General features: G+C 61.4%; 15 protein-coding genes. 6 read left to right on the top strand and 9 right to left on the bottom strand.

Annotation, left to right across the window (positions count from 1 at the left end; genetic code table 11):
- Nucleotides 1–165: 165 nt before the first annotated feature.
- Entirely contained in the window at nucleotides 166–2,859 is a 2,694-nt protein-coding gene (gene acnA, locus AC0JZ4_RS07115) for an aconitate hydratase AcnA (RefSeq protein WP_471885698.1), read from the bottom strand.
- A 267-nt stretch (nucleotides 2,860–3,126) separates the two neighbouring features.
- Between acnA and ccmA the strand changes: the two genes are divergently transcribed.
- The 5 genes from ccmA (at nucleotide 3,127) to AC0JZ4_RS07090 (ending at nucleotide 6,254) form a co-directional block, all read left to right on the top strand.
- Nucleotides 3,127–3,801 (top strand): heme ABC exporter ATP-binding protein CcmA, encoded by a 675-nt coding sequence (gene ccmA / locus AC0JZ4_RS07110; RefSeq protein ID WP_471885697.1) that lies wholly within the window; start codon nucleotides 3,127–3,129, stop codon nucleotides 3,799–3,801.
- 202 nt (nucleotides 3,802–4,003) lie between these two features.
- Nucleotides 4,004–4,663, top strand: coding sequence for a heme exporter protein CcmB (gene ccmB / locus AC0JZ4_RS07105; protein ID WP_471885696.1), 660 nt, complete (start codon nucleotides 4,004–4,006; stop codon nucleotides 4,661–4,663).
- Between the two features lie 43 nt (nucleotides 4,664–4,706).
- Nucleotides 4,707–5,465 (top strand): heme ABC transporter permease, encoded by a 759-nt coding sequence (locus tag AC0JZ4_RS07100; protein WP_471885695.1) that lies wholly within the window; start codon nucleotides 4,707–4,709, stop codon nucleotides 5,463–5,465.
- A 1-nt stretch (nucleotide 5,466) separates the two neighbouring features.
- Nucleotides 5,467–5,643, top strand: a complete 177-nt coding sequence (ccmD, locus tag AC0JZ4_RS07095) for a heme exporter protein CcmD (RefSeq protein WP_471885694.1) — start codon at nucleotides 5,467–5,469, stop codon at nucleotides 5,641–5,643.
- Nucleotides 5,643–6,254 (top strand): DsbE family thiol:disulfide interchange protein, encoded by a 612-nt coding sequence (locus AC0JZ4_RS07090; RefSeq protein WP_471885693.1) that lies wholly within the window; start codon nucleotides 5,643–5,645, stop codon nucleotides 6,252–6,254. The genes ccmD and AC0JZ4_RS07090 overlap by 1 nt, the downstream gene beginning before the upstream one ends.
- Before the next feature lie 5 nt (nucleotides 6,255–6,259).
- On the opposite strand, the gene AC0JZ4_RS07085 is transcribed toward AC0JZ4_RS07090, so the two are convergent.
- The 6 genes from AC0JZ4_RS07085 to dapF form a co-directional block, all read right to left on the bottom strand.
- Nucleotides 6,260–7,444 (bottom strand): GGDEF domain-containing protein, encoded by a 1,185-nt coding sequence (locus AC0JZ4_RS07085; RefSeq protein ID WP_471885692.1) that lies wholly within the window; start codon nucleotides 7,442–7,444, stop codon nucleotides 6,260–6,262.
- Between the two features lie 113 nt (nucleotides 7,445–7,557).
- Nucleotides 7,558–8,145, bottom strand: coding sequence for a DUF2585 domain-containing protein (locus AC0JZ4_RS07080; protein WP_471885691.1), 588 nt, complete (start codon nucleotides 8,143–8,145; stop codon nucleotides 7,558–7,560).
- On the bottom strand, nucleotides 8,142–8,792 hold the full coding sequence (locus AC0JZ4_RS07075; protein WP_471885690.1) for a septation protein A: 651 nt from the start codon (nucleotides 8,790–8,792) through the stop codon (nucleotides 8,142–8,144). Before AC0JZ4_RS07075 ends, AC0JZ4_RS07080 begins: the two co-directional genes overlap by 4 nt.
- A gap of 54 nt (nucleotides 8,793–8,846) precedes the next feature.
- Nucleotides 8,847–10,220 carry a signal recognition particle-docking protein FtsY gene (gene ftsY / locus AC0JZ4_RS07070; RefSeq protein WP_471885689.1) on the bottom strand — a complete coding sequence of 458 codons (1,374 nt, stop codon included), beginning with the start codon at nucleotides 10,218–10,220 and terminating at the stop codon, nucleotides 8,847–8,849.
- A 19-nt stretch (nucleotides 10,221–10,239) separates the two neighbouring features.
- The gene (mtaB, locus tag AC0JZ4_RS07065; protein ID WP_471885688.1) at nucleotides 10,240–11,520 is read right to left on the bottom strand and encodes a tRNA (N(6)-L-threonylcarbamoyladenosine(37)-C(2))-methylthiotransferase MtaB; all 1,281 of its coding nucleotides are present in this window, start codon (nucleotides 11,518–11,520) and stop codon (nucleotides 10,240–10,242) included.
- Nucleotides 11,517–12,419, bottom strand: coding sequence for a diaminopimelate epimerase (gene dapF / locus AC0JZ4_RS07060; RefSeq protein WP_471885687.1), 903 nt, complete (start codon nucleotides 12,417–12,419; stop codon nucleotides 11,517–11,519). Before dapF ends, mtaB begins: the two co-directional genes overlap by 4 nt.
- A 158-nt stretch (nucleotides 12,420–12,577) precedes the next feature.
- Between dapF and AC0JZ4_RS07055 the strand changes: the two genes are divergently transcribed.
- A complete protein-coding gene (locus tag AC0JZ4_RS07055; RefSeq protein ID WP_471885686.1) occupies nucleotides 12,578–13,249 on the top strand; it encodes a spermidine synthase in 672 nt (223 codons plus the stop codon).
- Nucleotides 13,250–13,265: 16 nt separating this feature from the next.
- Here AC0JZ4_RS07055 and AC0JZ4_RS07050 read toward each other — a convergent pair whose 3' ends face one another.
- Both AC0JZ4_RS07050 and AC0JZ4_RS07045 read right to left on the bottom strand, forming a co-directional pair.
- Nucleotides 13,266–13,853, bottom strand: coding sequence for a biliverdin-producing heme oxygenase (locus AC0JZ4_RS07050; RefSeq protein WP_471885685.1), 588 nt, complete (start codon nucleotides 13,851–13,853; stop codon nucleotides 13,266–13,268).
- Nucleotides 13,854–13,907: 54 nt separating this feature from the next.
- The gene (locus AC0JZ4_RS07045) at nucleotides 13,908–14,993 is read right to left on the bottom strand and encodes an MBL fold metallo-hydrolase (RefSeq protein ID WP_471885684.1); all 1,086 of its coding nucleotides are present in this window, start codon (nucleotides 14,991–14,993) and stop codon (nucleotides 13,908–13,910) included.
- Nucleotides 14,994–15,147: the final 154 nt, after the last annotated feature.

The following is a 15,147-nucleotide window of genomic DNA, read 5'->3' as shown; positions in this document are numbered from 1 at the left end:
GCTTCGCTCGGCGCCCCTCTCCTCGCAAGCGGGGGCGAGGGAAAACGGCGCCGGTACGGCATATCCCTTTTCCCCGTCGTTGCGGGCAGAAGGTGGCGGTAGCCGGATGAGGGGCTCCCAGATATGTGACCACTCGCCGGCAGACCGGCGAGTGGCAGGTTCGAATTAGGCCGCGAGATCGCGCAGAACCGTCTGCAGGATGCCGCCATTGTTCATGTAGACGACCTCGTCGAGCGTATCGATACGGCAGAGGATGTTGATCTCCTTCACCGTGCCGTCACCATAGGTGATCTTGGCCACCTTCCACTCACGCGGCTTGATATCGCCTTCGAGCCCGTCGATCTCGACAAGTTCATCGCCCTTGAGGTCGAGCGAAGCCCAGGTCGTGCCCTCTTCCAAGACGAAGGGAACGACGCCCATGCCGACAAGGTTCGAGCGATGGATACGCTCGAAGGACTGCGCGATCACCGCCTTGACGCCGAGAAGGTTGGTACCCTTGGCCGCCCAGTCACGCGACGAACCGTTGCCGTATTCGACGCCGGCGAAGATGACGAGCGGAACGCCCTCTTCCTTGTATTTCATCGCAGCGTCGTAGATCGACATCTCTTCCTTCGACGGATAGTGGATCGTGTATCCACCCTCCTTGCCGTTCGGCCCGAGCATGTGGTTGCGGATGCGGATATTGGCGAACGTGCCGCGCATCATCACTTCGTGATTGCCGCGACGCGTGCCGTACTGGTTGAAGTCGGCAACCGCAACGCCGTTTTCGGTGAGATAGGCACCTGCAGGCGAAGACGCCTTGATCGAACCGGCCGGCGAAATGTGGTCGGTGGTGATCTTGTCGCCAAACAGACCGAGAACGCGAGCACCCTTGATGTTCTTCAGGCCCGAACCGGTCTTTCCCATTCCGACGAAGTAGGGCGGGTTCTGCACATAGGTCGACGTGTCGTCCCATGCATAGGTGTCGCCATCCGGGATCTGCACTGCCTGCCAGTTCTCGTCGCCCTTGAACACATCCGCATACTTGCTCTCGAACAATTCGCGGGTGACGTATTTCTGGATGAACTCCTGCACTTCCGAAGACGTCGGCCAGACATCCTTGAGGAAGACCGGCTGGCCATCTCTGCCGATACCGAGCGGCTCCGTCGTCAGGTCCTTCTGCACCGTGCCGGCCAGCGCATAAGCCACGACCAGCGGCGGGGATGCCAGATAGTTGGCCTGAACGTCCGGCGAGATGCGGCCTTCGAAGTTGCGGTTGCCGGACAGCACGCCCGAAACGATCAGACCCTTGTCGTTGATGGTCTTCGAAATCGGCGCCGGCAGCGGACCGGAATTGCCGATACAGGTCGTGCAGCCGAAACCGACGAGGTTGAAGCCGAGCGCGTCGAGTGAATCCTGAAGGCCCGACTTGGCGAGATACTCGCCAACGACCTGGGAGCCAGGTGCCAGCGACGTCTTCACCCACGGCGCGGACTTCAAGCCCTTTGCCACTGCGTTGCGGGCCAGAAGGCCAGCCGCGATCAACACGGACGGGTTCGACGTGTTGGTGCAGGACGTGATGGCGGCAATCGCCACATCGCCATGGCCAAGATCGAAATCAGTGCCTTCGACGGCGTAGCGGTTATCGAGCTGGCCCGGCTTCTTGTAGTCGGCGTCCATCGAGCCGGCGAAACCGGACGCGATGCTTTCGAGCGGGATACGACCCTCGGGACGCTTCGGACCGGCCATGGAGGGCACGACGTCGCCGAGATCCAGTTCCAGCGTATCGGTGAAGACAAGCTCGGAACCGTCCGTGTCACGCCACATGCCTTGCGCCTTCGAATAGGCTTCAACGAGCGCTATGCGCTCCTTGGTGCGGCCGGACATGTTGAGATAGTTGACGGTTTCAGAGTCGACCGGGAAGAAGCCGCAGGTCGCGCCGTATTCCGGGCCCATGTTACCGATCGTCGCACGGTCGGCGACCGGCATGTTGTCCATGCCCGGGCCGAAAAATTCGACGAATTTCGAAACAACACCCTTCTTGCGCAGCATCTGCACGACGGTGAGCACGAGGTCGGTCGCGGTGACGCCCTCTTTCAGCTTGCCTGTCAGCTTGAAGCCGATCACTTCCGGCAGAAGCATCGAGACCGGCTGGCCGAGCATCGAGGCTTCCGCTTCGATACCGCCTACTCCCCAACCGAGCACGCCGAGGCCGTTGATCATCGTCGTGTGGCTGTCGGTGCCGACGCAGGTATCCGGATATGCGGTGATTTCTCCGTCTTCCTCGTTGGTCCAGACGGTCTGGCCGAGATATTCGAAATTCACCTGATGGCAGATGCCGGTGCCGGGCGGCACGACGCGAAAATTCTTGAAGGCCTGCTGGCCCCACTTGAGGAAGCGGTAACGCTCGCCGTTGCGTTGGTATTCAAGCTCGACATTGCGGGCAAAGGCGGTCGGCGTGCCGAATTCGTCGACGATGACCGAGTGGTCGATCACGAGGTCGACGGGCACGAGCGGATTGATCTTTTCCGGATCGCCGCCGAGCGACTTGATGCCGTCACGCATGGCGGCGAGGTCGACGACCGCCGGAACGCCGGTAAAGTCCTGCATCAGGACGCGGGCCGGACGATAGGCGATTTCCGCTTCGGTCAAACCCTTGTTGTTCAGCCATTCGGCAACGGACAGGATCTGTTCCCTGGTGACGGACTGGCCGTCCTCGAAGCGAAGAAGGTTCTCGAGCAGCACCTTCATCGAGAAGGGCAGTCTGGAAACACCTGGCAAGCCGTTCGCTTCGGCTTTCGGCAGGCTGTAATAGACATAGTCCTTACCGCCTACGGTAAGGACGGAGCGACATTGAAAGCTATCGATAGATCTGGTCACGGAAAACAACCCCGCTGATATCAAGAGCCAACACGCGCGTGCGGACGCCTATGCATCGAAATGCACTATAGGATGCGGGTGCGACCATTTCCGCTGTCCGCACGAGAAGATCTTTTCAAGGTCTTCAGGTCCGGCGCTGAGTGGAAATCACGCCGGCCGCTGGCGTGGTTGCTATGTATATAGATAGTTTCTAAGAACCTTCCAGAGAGTTTGAAGCAGGCCGCGAAAGATTTTTGCTGGCGAAAAACGCGATAGAGGCCCTTTGAAATGCGGCTGAAAGCCGAAAATTTGAGCGCACGCCGTGGTGAGGACCTGCTTTTCCAGGATATTTCCTTTGCCCTTGGCGCCGGTGACTGCCTGATCCTGACCGGCCGTAACGGCTCGGGAAAATCGACCCTGCTGCGCACGGTCGCAGGCCTGCTACGCCCCGAGAAAGGCCGTGTGACCTGGACTTCGGAAAATGCCGAGGACGGAATGAGCGCCGCCGAAGCCTGCCATTATCTCGGCCACCGCAACGCCATGAAGGCCGAATTATCCGTCGCCGAAAACCTCTCCTTCTGGAAGGATTTTCTGGGCGATTTCGCAACCGACAGCAATCGACATGCGAATGACACCACGCACCGGGGCCTGAGCGTCGGCGAGGCAGCCGAGGAAGTCGGCCTCGGCGGCATCACCCACCTGCCCTTCGGCTATCTCTCCGCCGGCCAGCAGCGCCGCATGGCCTTCGCCAAGCTGCTTGTCGCATGGCGCCCGGTCTGGATACTGGACGAACCTACGGCAGCATTGGATGTGAATGCGGAAAGCGTCTTTACCGGCCTCATCAAGACGCATCTGGCCACCGGTGGCATCGTGTTGGCCGCCACGCATCAGCCGCTCGGGCTGGAAAATGCACAGGAATTGCGGATGACCGGGTTCGAAGGCGTGATGGAGGATGTTTGGTGAAAACATCCTCCGCCTGCCACATGGACGCGCGCCTCATCCGCCTGCCGGCACCCTCTCCCCGTTCCTCCGGGAGAAGCAAGTATGCCGCGCCATTTCCGCCCCGCGTGAAGGTAGAGCTTGGCGCATCCCCTCGCCCAGCCTGCAAGGAGAGGGTGAGGGTGACGGGCCGCCTCGACGCCAACCGTGACCGAAGGCCCGTTCGATGACCGCCCTCCTCCTCCGCGACCTCAAACTCTCGGTGCGCGCCGGTGGTGGCGCGCTGATCGGCGTGCTGTTCTTCATGACGGTCGTCGCGGTCATTCCCTTTGGCGTCGGGCCGGATCTCAACCTTCTGTCGCGCATAGGCCCGGCCATCGTCTGGATCGGCGCGCTGCTTTCGGCGCTGCTCGGCCTCGACCGCATGTTCCAGACCGACCGCGAGGACGGTTCGCTCGACCTGATCCTGATGCAGGAACATCCGCTGGCGCTGACCGTACTGGTCAAATGCCTAGCACACTGGCTCGGCAACGGCCTGCCGCTGGTCATCGCTTCGCCGCTTCTCGGCCTGTTCATGAACATGAGCGAGGTGGCGATCGGCGCAACCATGCTGACGCTTCTGGTCGGCACGCCGGCGCTCACCTTCATCGGCGCCGTCGGTGCGGCCGTCGCGGTTGCCCTTCCGCGCGGCGGCCTTCTCGTCTCCATCCTCGTGCTGCCGCTTGCCGTGCCGGTGCTGATTTTCGGCGTCAGCGCCTCCTACGCGGCCGTCGAAGATCCAGCCCCCTTCATGCCGCCTTTTCTGATATTGGTGGCAATCACGATGTTTTTTGCCGTGATCGGTCCGATCGGTGCAGCACTCGCTTTGCGAAACGCTGCGGATTGATTAGAATCATTCTCGATTACGCACGCCCCGGTTAGAAAGTCCCATGCCCGAAAGCCTCGCGATTACCAAATTCTCCGATCTGGCCAACCCGACGCGGTTTCTGGCCTTGGCGGCGCGTATCCTGCCGTGGATGGCGGGCATAACCGCCGCGCTTTTCGCCGTAGGGCTTTACCTGACCTTTTCCAGCGAAGGCGACTACCAGCAGGGCATGACGGTGCGCATCATGTATGTGCATGTGCCGGCCGCCTGGCTGTCGATGATGTGTTATTCGGTGATGGCACTGTCGGCGATCGGCACGCTGGTCTGGCGTCATCCGCTGGCCGATGTATCGCACAAGGCCGCCGCGCCGATCGGTGCTGCCTTCACGCTGGTGGCCCTCGCCACCGGCTCGCTCTGGGGCAAGCCGATGTGGGGAACCTGGTGGGTATGGGATGCCCGCCTGACCTCCGTCTTCGTTCTCTTCCTCATGTATCTCGGCCTGATTGCATTGAACCGCGCCATGGATGATCCGGGCAAGGCGGCCCGCGTTTCGGCCGTGCTCATCCTTGTCGGCTTCGTCAACATCCCGATCATCAAGTTCTCCGTCGACTGGTGGAATACGCTGCACCAGCCGGCAAGCGTCATCCGCATGGATGGCCCGACGATCGACAAGGAATTCCTCTGGCCGCTTCTGATCATGGCGATTGCATTTTCGCTTCTGTTCTTCACCCTGCATATCGCCGCCATGCGCAACGAGATCTGGCGCCGCCGCGTTGCCGCCCAGCGGCGCATGGCCGCCCGCATGGCCGGCAAGGAGCAGTGACATGACCCATACATTCTACATCAGCGCGTCCTATGCGGTTGCAGCCATCGTCAGTCTCTGTCTGGTTGCCTGGGTCTGGTTCGATGGCCGTGCGCGCCAAAGGGAACTGGCCGAACTGGAAGCCTCCGGTATTCGCCGCCGCTCCGCCCGCCCGGCCGCGAAAGACGGAGCTGCATGATGAGCACGGACACGCAGGACACCGACCTCAAGCCGCAGCGCAACCGCTCGCGCTTTGCGCTGGCGCTCATTCCGCTTGTCGTATTCGCAGGCTTCGCCGCCGTCGCGGGCAAGATGCTCTATGATCAGGACGTCAACGGGCTGGACGTTTCGGCCATTCCGTCGGCGCTGATCGGCAAGACTGCGCCATCGCTGGCGCTGCCGCCGCTCGAAGGCTCCAACACTGCAGCGCTCACCACAGACGCCATCAAGGGCAAGCTGACACTGGTCAACGTCTTCGCCTCATGGTGTGTGCCCTGTCGTCAGGAACATCCGATCCTGTCCGAACTGGCCAAGGATAGCCGGCTCAACATCGTCGGCATCAACTACAAGGACCGCAACGACAACGCGTTGCGGTTTCTCGGTGAACTCGGCAACCCCTTCACGGCGATCGGCGTCGATCCGAACGGCAAGGCGGCGATCGACTGGGGTGTCTACGGCATTCCGGAAAGCTATCTGGTCGGCCCAGACGGCACGATCCTCTACAAGAAGGTCGGCCCCTTCGATGAACGCAGCTTGAGCCAGGACCTTCTGCCGGCGATCGAAAAGGCCGCCGCAGAACTCGGCAGCTGACGCCCTTACGAGACCACCCTCAATGACGGCGGCCCGTCGGGCGACCGCTGGCCTTCCGTCACCACGCGGTTGCGTCCGGAATTCTTTGCCACATAGAGGCAGGCATCGGCCCGTGCAATCGCATCATGGACGGAATGATCGCCGGGCGCCGTGGTCGAAACACCGAAACTTGCGGTGATCGCGCTGTCGATGCCGTGCCGCGACCAGTTCATTGCCGCAAAGGCCGCGCGCACCTGTTCGGCCGCCTGCGCCGCCTCGTTGCGACTCATGCCGGCAATGAAGGCCACGAATTCCTCGCCGCCGAAGCGCGCGATCGCCACCGACCTGCCGAAATGCAGCCGCAGCGCATCGGCAAAGCCGATGATCACGTGATCGCCGGCCGCATGGCCGAACCGGTCGTTGACCTGCTTGAAATGATCGATATCGCCGACAACGATCGCACCGGCCGGAAAATCCCCCCGCTTCGGCTCCGGCAGCGCCTGTTCGAAGCCACGCCGGTTGAGCAGATCGGTCAGCGGATCATGCTCGGCCGCCCGACGGTGGGTGTTCAGCACATCTGCAACCACCGCGCCGAGTACGGCAAGCGCCATCACGAAACCGACGATGCTGGCAAAGACCTGCATCAGGAATGCGTAATCGGAAGACAGGAACAGTTCGAGCGCCCGAAAATCACCGGAAGACGTCGAGACAAGCAGGACCATGACGCGCACCAAGGTCTCGATCACCACGAGCGAGGCCATCGCCACCAGAGCCCGGTCGATGAGCGACCTCGCCTCTCTCCATACCGAAAGCACGGAGATCGCCAGCAGTATCGCCAGTGACGTGTCGCCCAAGGCCAGCTGCGAGCGCAGATCCTCGTTGCCGAAGATGAACCATGAGACCATCGCAAAGGCGATGAAAGCAAAGCCGGCGCGCGGCCAGATCATCAGCGGACGGCGGAAGCGCACAAGCAGAGCATGCCCGTAGAAGAAGAAGGCGAAGAAAAAGAACGCGTTCGATGCCGCTGCCTGGATCGGCAGGGGCAACGCATTGGCGATGATCGGAAAGGCAAACCCGAGTGACGACAGCACATAGCCACGTCCCCAGTAACTGGCAGAGCCTGGCGACCAGCGATCCACTATCAGGAAAATCGAGCCGAACACGAAGAAGATGAACGGCAGAAGAAAGGCAAAATTATCGGTCTGTTCCATCTGACCCTACGCAGAATGCGATCATGCGTCCTGTCGGCAATGAACAGAGACCTAGGCCGAGAATCTTAACAATTCAACGACGCAGTGAGGTAAAAAGGCGCCTTTGCACCGGTTCATCCGATAGCGCCCTGCCAGGCCCGGATCGCCTCCACCGGCCAGATCAGCATGATGACGTTGAGCGTGAGATTATCGCGGATCAGCCAGCCGGTGAACAGTTCGAAGACGATCGCGACCACCACCGTCACCCAAACCGGCATGCGCGCGGCAAACAGGAAGCCGAGTGCCATGAACACCGTATCCATCGCCGAATTGAGGATGCTGTCACCCGAGTAACCGAGCGCCATCGTCGCGGTGCGATAGCGATCGATGATAAAAGGCGAGTTTTCCGCAATCTCCCACGCAGCCTCGATCAGTACCGCGAGAGACAACCGTGCCGCCAGCGGCGCGCGACGGAAAAGCAGGAAGGCGAGCCCGTAGAACAGGAAGCCGTGGATGATATGCGAGGGCGTGTACCAGTCAGCCAAATGCTGCGAGTTTCCGGGCGAATTCACGCCCGGCTCGAACAGTTTCACATAGCCGCATTCACAGATCGGAAGACGGCCCATCCCGTAGAGAATGGCGATCTGTGCGATGAAAAGAGCGAGTGCGACGACAAGCCAGCGCGTCGCGGAGACTCCGCCGGAAGGCGTTGCCGCCGTCACGTATCAGCCTCGGCCTTTGCCTCTGGCAGCGTGTGGCGCATGATCAGCGGCATCTGGGCAAGGGTGAAGGCGATGGTAATCGGCATCGTGCCCCAGACCTTGAAATTGACCCAGAAGTCGGCGGAGAAATTGCGCCAGACGACCTCGTTGATGACGGCGAGGAAGAGGAAAAAGATGCCCCAGCGCAGCGTCAGCTTGCGCCAGCCCTCGTCATCGAGCTGGAAGGCGGCGTTGAAGACATAACCGAGCAACGACTTGCCGAACATGAGGCCGCCTAGCAGCACCACGCCGAACAGCGAATTGACGATGGTCGGCTTCATCTTGATGAACGTGTCGTCCTGCAGCCAGATCGACAGGCCGCCGAACACCATGACCACGACGCCCGATACGAAGGGCATGACCGGCAGATGCTTGAAGACGATCTTGGAGATGACAAGCGATATGATGGTCGCCACCATGAACAGTGCAGTTGCGACCAGCAAGGGGCCACCGATGGCGGACAAGGCCGGGAATTTCTCGACCAGCCATTCGCCGCGCAGGTTGCCGAAGAAGAAGACGAGAAGCGGCCCCAGTTCCAGCGCCAGTTTCAGGCCCGGGTTCTGTTTCTCTTCCTTGGTCGGCGTAACATCGCTTTCGATCGTCTGCATGGGACCCAACTTAAACTCTCTGATGGATTGGAGCCAAACCGTTTTTCTGTGTCATCAATGCGGCGCGGGCGAAAGACCGGCAATCGCCTCGGCAAAATCCTTCGCCTCGAATGGCTCCAGATCGTCTACCCCTTCACCGACACCGATGAAATAGACCGGTAGCCGGTGCTTGGCGGCGATAGCGACAAGGATACCGCCGCGCGCCGTGCCGTCCAGCTTGGTCATGATCAGGCCGCTGACACCCGCCACATTGCGGAAAATCTCGACCTGATTCATGGCGTTCTGGCCGGTCGTGGCATCGAGCGTCTGCAGCACTGTATGCGGCGCATCGGGATCGAGCTTGCCGAGCACGCGCACGATCTTTTCCAGCTCGGCCATAAGCTCCGCCTTGTTTTGCAGGCGACCCGCAGTATCGATGATCAGGACGTCGGATTTCCGTTCCTTGGCCTGCACATAGGCATCATAGGCAAGCCCTGCCGCATCGGCGCCGAGCTTGGTGCCGATGAATTCAGAATTGGTGCGGTCGGCCCAGATCTTCAGCTGCTCGATCGCCGCGGCGCGAAACGTGTCGCCGGCGGCAAGCATGACCTTGAGGCCGGAACCGGAGAGTTTGGCCGCAAGCTTGCCGATCGTCGTCGTCTTGCCCGTGCCATTGACGCCGACGACAAGGATGACATGCGGCTTGTGATTGAGATCGAGCGCAAGCGGCTTGGCCACCGGCGTAAGAACCTTGGTGATCTCGGCCGACATGATGCGCGATACGTCTTCGCCGGTCACGTCCTTGCCGTAGCGTTCGGAAGACAGGGTACCGGTGATCCGCATCGCCGTCTCGACACCAAGATCGGCCTGGATCAATAGGTCCTCGAGATCTTCCAGCGTCTCGTCATCGAGCTTGCGCTTGGTGAAGAGTGCCGAGATCTGGCCGGTCAGTTGCGAGGACGTGCGGGCAAGACCGGCCCGCAGACGCTGGAACCACGTCAGCTTCAAAGGCGGCACGACGGTCACGACTTCAGGCTCGGCCCTGGACGTGGAAAAGCCCTTGGGAAGGACGGGAGCAAGCGGCATGACAGGCTCAGCGACATCGCCTTCACTTGGCGCGATATCCCCTTCTGCCTCGGAAGCGACATCAGCGGCCTCCGCCTCAGCTTCCAACAGCGACAACGGCACGACACCGAGATCCGAAGTCTCCTCGACACCCGGCAGCACGGCGGCTGTTTCATCATCCTTCGCGCTATCGCCCGAAGGCCCACCGGCGGTCTCGATCTCGGCTGGCGAAACCGGATCGACCGGCGTGACCGGCAAGTCCTGCACAGCAACGACATCCGCGGCCGCCGCCTTGTCTTCAACGAGCCTCTCGACAGGCCTGTCCACCGGCTGTTCGGCCGGCTTGTCGCCGAAGGTGAAGACGCGTTTGATGAAACTTACCATTACCTAAAATCCGTTTCGCTCAGGCCGCCTGCTCGTGGGCAGCCAGAACCCGCATGTCGAGATGTTTGACACCATGTCCTGTTATCATAACGCGCTGAATGTCACGGGGAACCAGCCCCGGCGCTGCAACCAGCGAAAAGTTTTCCGTATGCGCCATACCGTTGTTTTCAACGACGATCACCTGCTCGGTCCCGACCATGCGGTCGAGATGGGCCTGATGCAGCGCCTCGCCGCGGGCACGAAGCCGCGCGGCACGCTCTTTCACCAGGGCGCGGTCGACCTGCGGCATGCGCGCCGCCGGCGTTCCGGGACGCGGGCTGTAGGGAAAAACATGCAGGAAGGAGATGCCCGCTTCTTCGGCAAGCGTCGCCGCCCCTTCGAACATCGCCTCCGTTTCGGTCGGAAAACCGGCGATCATATCCGCCCCGAAGGCGATGTCGGGACGCAAACGCCGCGCCTGATCGACGAAAGCCAAGGCCTCGGCACGCGAATGCCGCCTTTTCATCCGCTTCAGGATCATGTCGTCGCCATGCTGCAGGGAAAGATGCAGGTGCGGCATGAAGCGCGGTTCGTCAGCGATCAGATCCCACAGATGCGTGTCGGCCTCGATACTGTCGATCGACGACAGCCGCAGCCGCAGGATCTCCGGCACCTGTTTCAAAAGCGTCTTGGCGAGATAGCCGAGCGTCGGGTTGCCGGGAAGGTCGGCGCCGTAGCTCGTCGCATCGACGCCCGTCAACACGATTTCGCGGTAACCGCCTTCCACAAGCCTACGCGCCTGTTCCACCACCGCCCCCATCGGCACCGAGCGGGAATTGCCGCGGCCATAGGGAATGATGCAGAAGGTGCAGCGATGGTCGCAGCCGTTCTGCACCTGGATGAAGGCCCGCACATGCCCGTCGATATGCCTGACCATCTGCGGCGCGGTGGCCTTGACGCTCATGATGTCGTTGACGCGCAACTTCTCTTCGGCTGCGACGCCGAAATCCGGCAGGCCGAGATAGGATGTGCTTTTCAGCTTCTCCTCGTTGCCGAGTACGGCATCGACTTCCGGCATGTCGGCAAAAGTCTGCTTTTCCGTCTGTGCCGCGCAGCCTGTGACGATGATCCGCGCATGCGGGTTTTCCCGCCGCGCCCGACGGATGGCTTGGCGTGCCTGACGCACCGCCTCACCGGTGACCGCGCAGGTATTGACCAGAACGGCGTTGTTGAGCCCCGCCTTTTCAGCCTCGGCCCGCATCACTTCCGATTCATAGGTATTGAGCCGACAGCCGAAGGTTATGACGTCGACGCCGCTCAATTTGCCTTCACCTCGGGTTCTGCCTCGCGCTCGAACAGTCCGGTCACCGGATCGACCTTGCCCGACCACTCCCATTCGGCAGGCCCCGTCATGACGACGTGATCGTCGGCACGCCACTCGATGGAAAGCGGCTGGCGGCTCGGCGCTGAGGCGACGTCGATCGTCACCGTTCGACCGGTCCGCCCGGTGCGCGCAGCAGACACGCCCGCAGCACAGGCAGCCGAACCGCAGGCGAGCGTCAGTCCCGCGCCACGTTCCCAGGTGCGGGTGCGAAGACTGCTCTCCGATGTGACCTGCGCCAGCGTGATATTGGCCTTTTCCGGAAACATCGGATGACTTTCCAGAAGCGGCCCGAAGCGTTGCAGATCGAATTCCATAGGGTCCTTGTCGACCCAGAAGATCGCATGCGGATTGCCCATCGACATGGCCGACGGCGAATGCACGATGGGGGCGTCGATCGGCCCGATCTGCAACTCGATGCGACCGGTATCGAAGAACTCTTCCGACAGCGGAATCTTATCCCATTGGAAGACCGGCTTTCCCATATCCACCGAAATCGTGCCGTCCTCATGTTCCTGCGCGTTCAGGATGCCGGCAACGGTCTGGAAGATAAACGTCTTGCGGCCGGTTTCCGAGCTGAGCGCCTGCACCACGCAGCGCGTGCCGTTGCCGCAAGCCTGTGCCTTGGTGCCATCGCAGTTGAGAATGTCGATCCAGGCATCGGTGCCTTCAGCCTTGGGATCATGGATCGCCATGATCTGGTCGAACTCGGTGGCCGGGTCGGCTGCGAGCGCGATCGCAGCCTCGGGCGTCACCTTGTCGGTGCGGCCACGCATGTCGACGACGAGGATCTTGTTGCCAAGCCCGTTCATGCGCGCGAAATCGACCTGTCCTGCCATGATGCTGATCCGTTCTCGGGCTCTTCAAACCGACAATGCCCGTCCATCGAGCCGTATATGGCCGAAAGTGCTGTAAATTACCAGTGGCGGCCTGGTGGATGAATGATTGGCGCATCCAGCCGTCGCGTGGTAGGGGAGCAGCAAAAGAGGCTTTGATCATGCTCCCTTGGGTTCAACTGGATAGCGCGAGAATACCCGGCGAAAGCATTGAGCTGCGGCTCAAGCAGCGCGGCCAGGAATTCTCCATCATGCTCGGCTCGAATGAGTTGATGAACAGCCGCCTGAGCGGCTCCGAGGCAGCGTTGGCGACGCTCTCATGGGAGAAGATCAAGGACCGGTCGAAGCCGTCCATCCTCATCGGAGGCCTTGGCATGGGCTTCACCCTGCGTGCAGCGCTTGCCGTCACGCCGCCAGACGCAACCGTAACCGTCGCCGAACTCGTTCCCGCAGTCGTACGGTGGGCACGCGGCCCGATGGCCGAAGTCTTCAACGGCTGCCTCGACGACCCGCGGACGAAGATCTACGACGGCGATGTCGGCGACCTCATCCGCCAGTCCAAGGCTCAGTTCGACGCCATCCTTCTGGATGTCGACAACGGCCCGGACGGACTGACGCAGGAAACCAACGGCGCGCTCTACAACAGCCGTGGCCTGCGCGCTGCCCATGCGGCGCTGCGCCCCGGCGGCATTCTTTCCGTCTGGTCATCAGGGCCGGACTACGGCTTTACCAAGCGCCTGAAGGACAACGGCTATGATGCCGAAATGGTCAACACCCGCGCGAACGGCAAGCGTGGCGCAAAGCATGTGATCTGGGTGGCAACGCGCCGCTGATCACGCCGGAATTGCCTTAACCGAAAAACTGGTCGACCAGCGAGTGAACGCGGCGGAATGCAGCCTTGGCGCCTTCCGCAGCCTCCAGTTCTTCAGCCTCGGTCAGCGGTAGGTCGTTATAGGCGGATACGAAGTTGCGCCAGTGCAGACCGCGCCCATCCGGGTGACCGGCAAGATGGCGCGCACCAAAATCGTCGGAAAGACCGATCTTAGCCGCTTCCTTGCGCAGGAAGGCCGCCCCCAGGTTGGACCCTTCGGCAACATAGACCCAGCCGAGGGCCGCAGCCGGCGTCAGTGCACCGGCGGTGGAGATCAGGTCCTCGGCGACACCACCGAGATCGACGATATCCTGCCTCAGTGCATCGTAGCGATTGCGTTCCGCCAGTCCCGGCAGACGGCGATTGAGTTCCGCATCGACAAAGAGCGGCGCGACATCGGCGTGAAAATGATGCTGCACATCGAGAAACAGCGCGTAACGCTCGCGGCTGGCAAAGGGCTCCGCCCGCATGATGCGCTTGTCGAGCGTGTCATGCGTACCGGTCGTCAACGCTTTCAGGCGCTGAATTCGGGTCGCCTCGGTCGGACGTTCCATTTCGATCTGCATTTGTTTCCCCACACACTCATGTTTTTCCCATGAAGCAAATCGGACGGCGCCACGTCAAGCAGGAGTTGAGCCCGGCACCTCGAAAACTTCTCCGGGCCGCATGGGACGAAAGCGCGCACGAGAAAGACCGCGCGCATCGAGCGCCGCATGCAGCGCCTCGACCGGCTGCTCGATACCCTCATCCGTCAGCTTGACCGTACCCCAATGGTGCCCGGCAACAAACGAGGCGCCGCAAAGCTGCATGCCTTCCACAGCCTCTTCAGGGTTCTGGTGCTGCGATTTCATGAACCAGCGCGGCTCGTAGGCGCCGAAGGGCAGGTTGGCGAGCCGGAACGGTCCGTGCTTTTCACCCGCGGCGCGATAGTTCTTGCCCTCGTGAAAGCCCGTGTCGCCGATATGGTAGATCTTGCCGGCCGGCGTCTCGAAGACGAAAGCGGCCCAGAGGGCCATGCGCCGGTCGCCCAATCCCCGTGCCGACCAGTGATGACAGGGTTCGCAATGGAAGGTCACGCCCGGACCGACCGCCTCGCTGCCGCCCCAATCCATCACCGTGATCCTTGCATCCGGCACCTTGGCACGGATGATCGTATCGTTGCCGAGCGGGGTGATGAAATGCGGCTTGTCGCGCCCCTGCAGCACCCAAAGCGTCTCGAGATCGAGATGATCATAATGATTATGGGTGACCAGAACGATGTCGATCGGCGGCAGATCTCCGATGCGAACGCCGGGCGGATTGATCCGCTTCGGGCCGGCAAAGGAAAAGGGGCTGGTTCGCTCCGACCAGACGGGGTCGGTCAGGATATTGAGGCCCGCGACCTGAATCAGCATGGACGCATGACCGATCATGGTGACGACAATCCGCTCGCCGCGGATGCGCGTTTCCGGCATTGCCTGCGGAAACGGACTGACAAAAGTTTCAGGCCAGGGAATATTGCCGTTGCCGAATTTCCAGCGCAGGAGGTCCAGTCCGCCCCGCGGCTCCTCGCCGCCCGGATTGAAAAACGCCGCACCATCGAAATGGTCGGAGACAGGGCCGGAATAATACTTGTTGCCGGCCATGGCCGCCCTTGCCGTTGCGCCACCGGCAATCGCCGCGATGGCAGCAAGGCCGGTCCATTTGAAGAATGTGCGTCGCTTCATGAGTCTTGTATAAGAAGCCGCATGGCGGGCTTCAAGCGGACAGACAATTACCACGCAAATGTTACGGATACCCGCCCTACCTTGACTCTCCACCCCATTTCCTGTTTAAGCCCGCTGATCTGCTGACAAGTTACAAGACTTGGAGCCACCGACC

The organism is [Rhizobium] kunmingense (assembly GCF_977018605.1).
The sequence above is the reverse complement of the archived record's forward strand: the minus strand, read 5'-3'. Positions and strand labels throughout refer to the sequence as shown.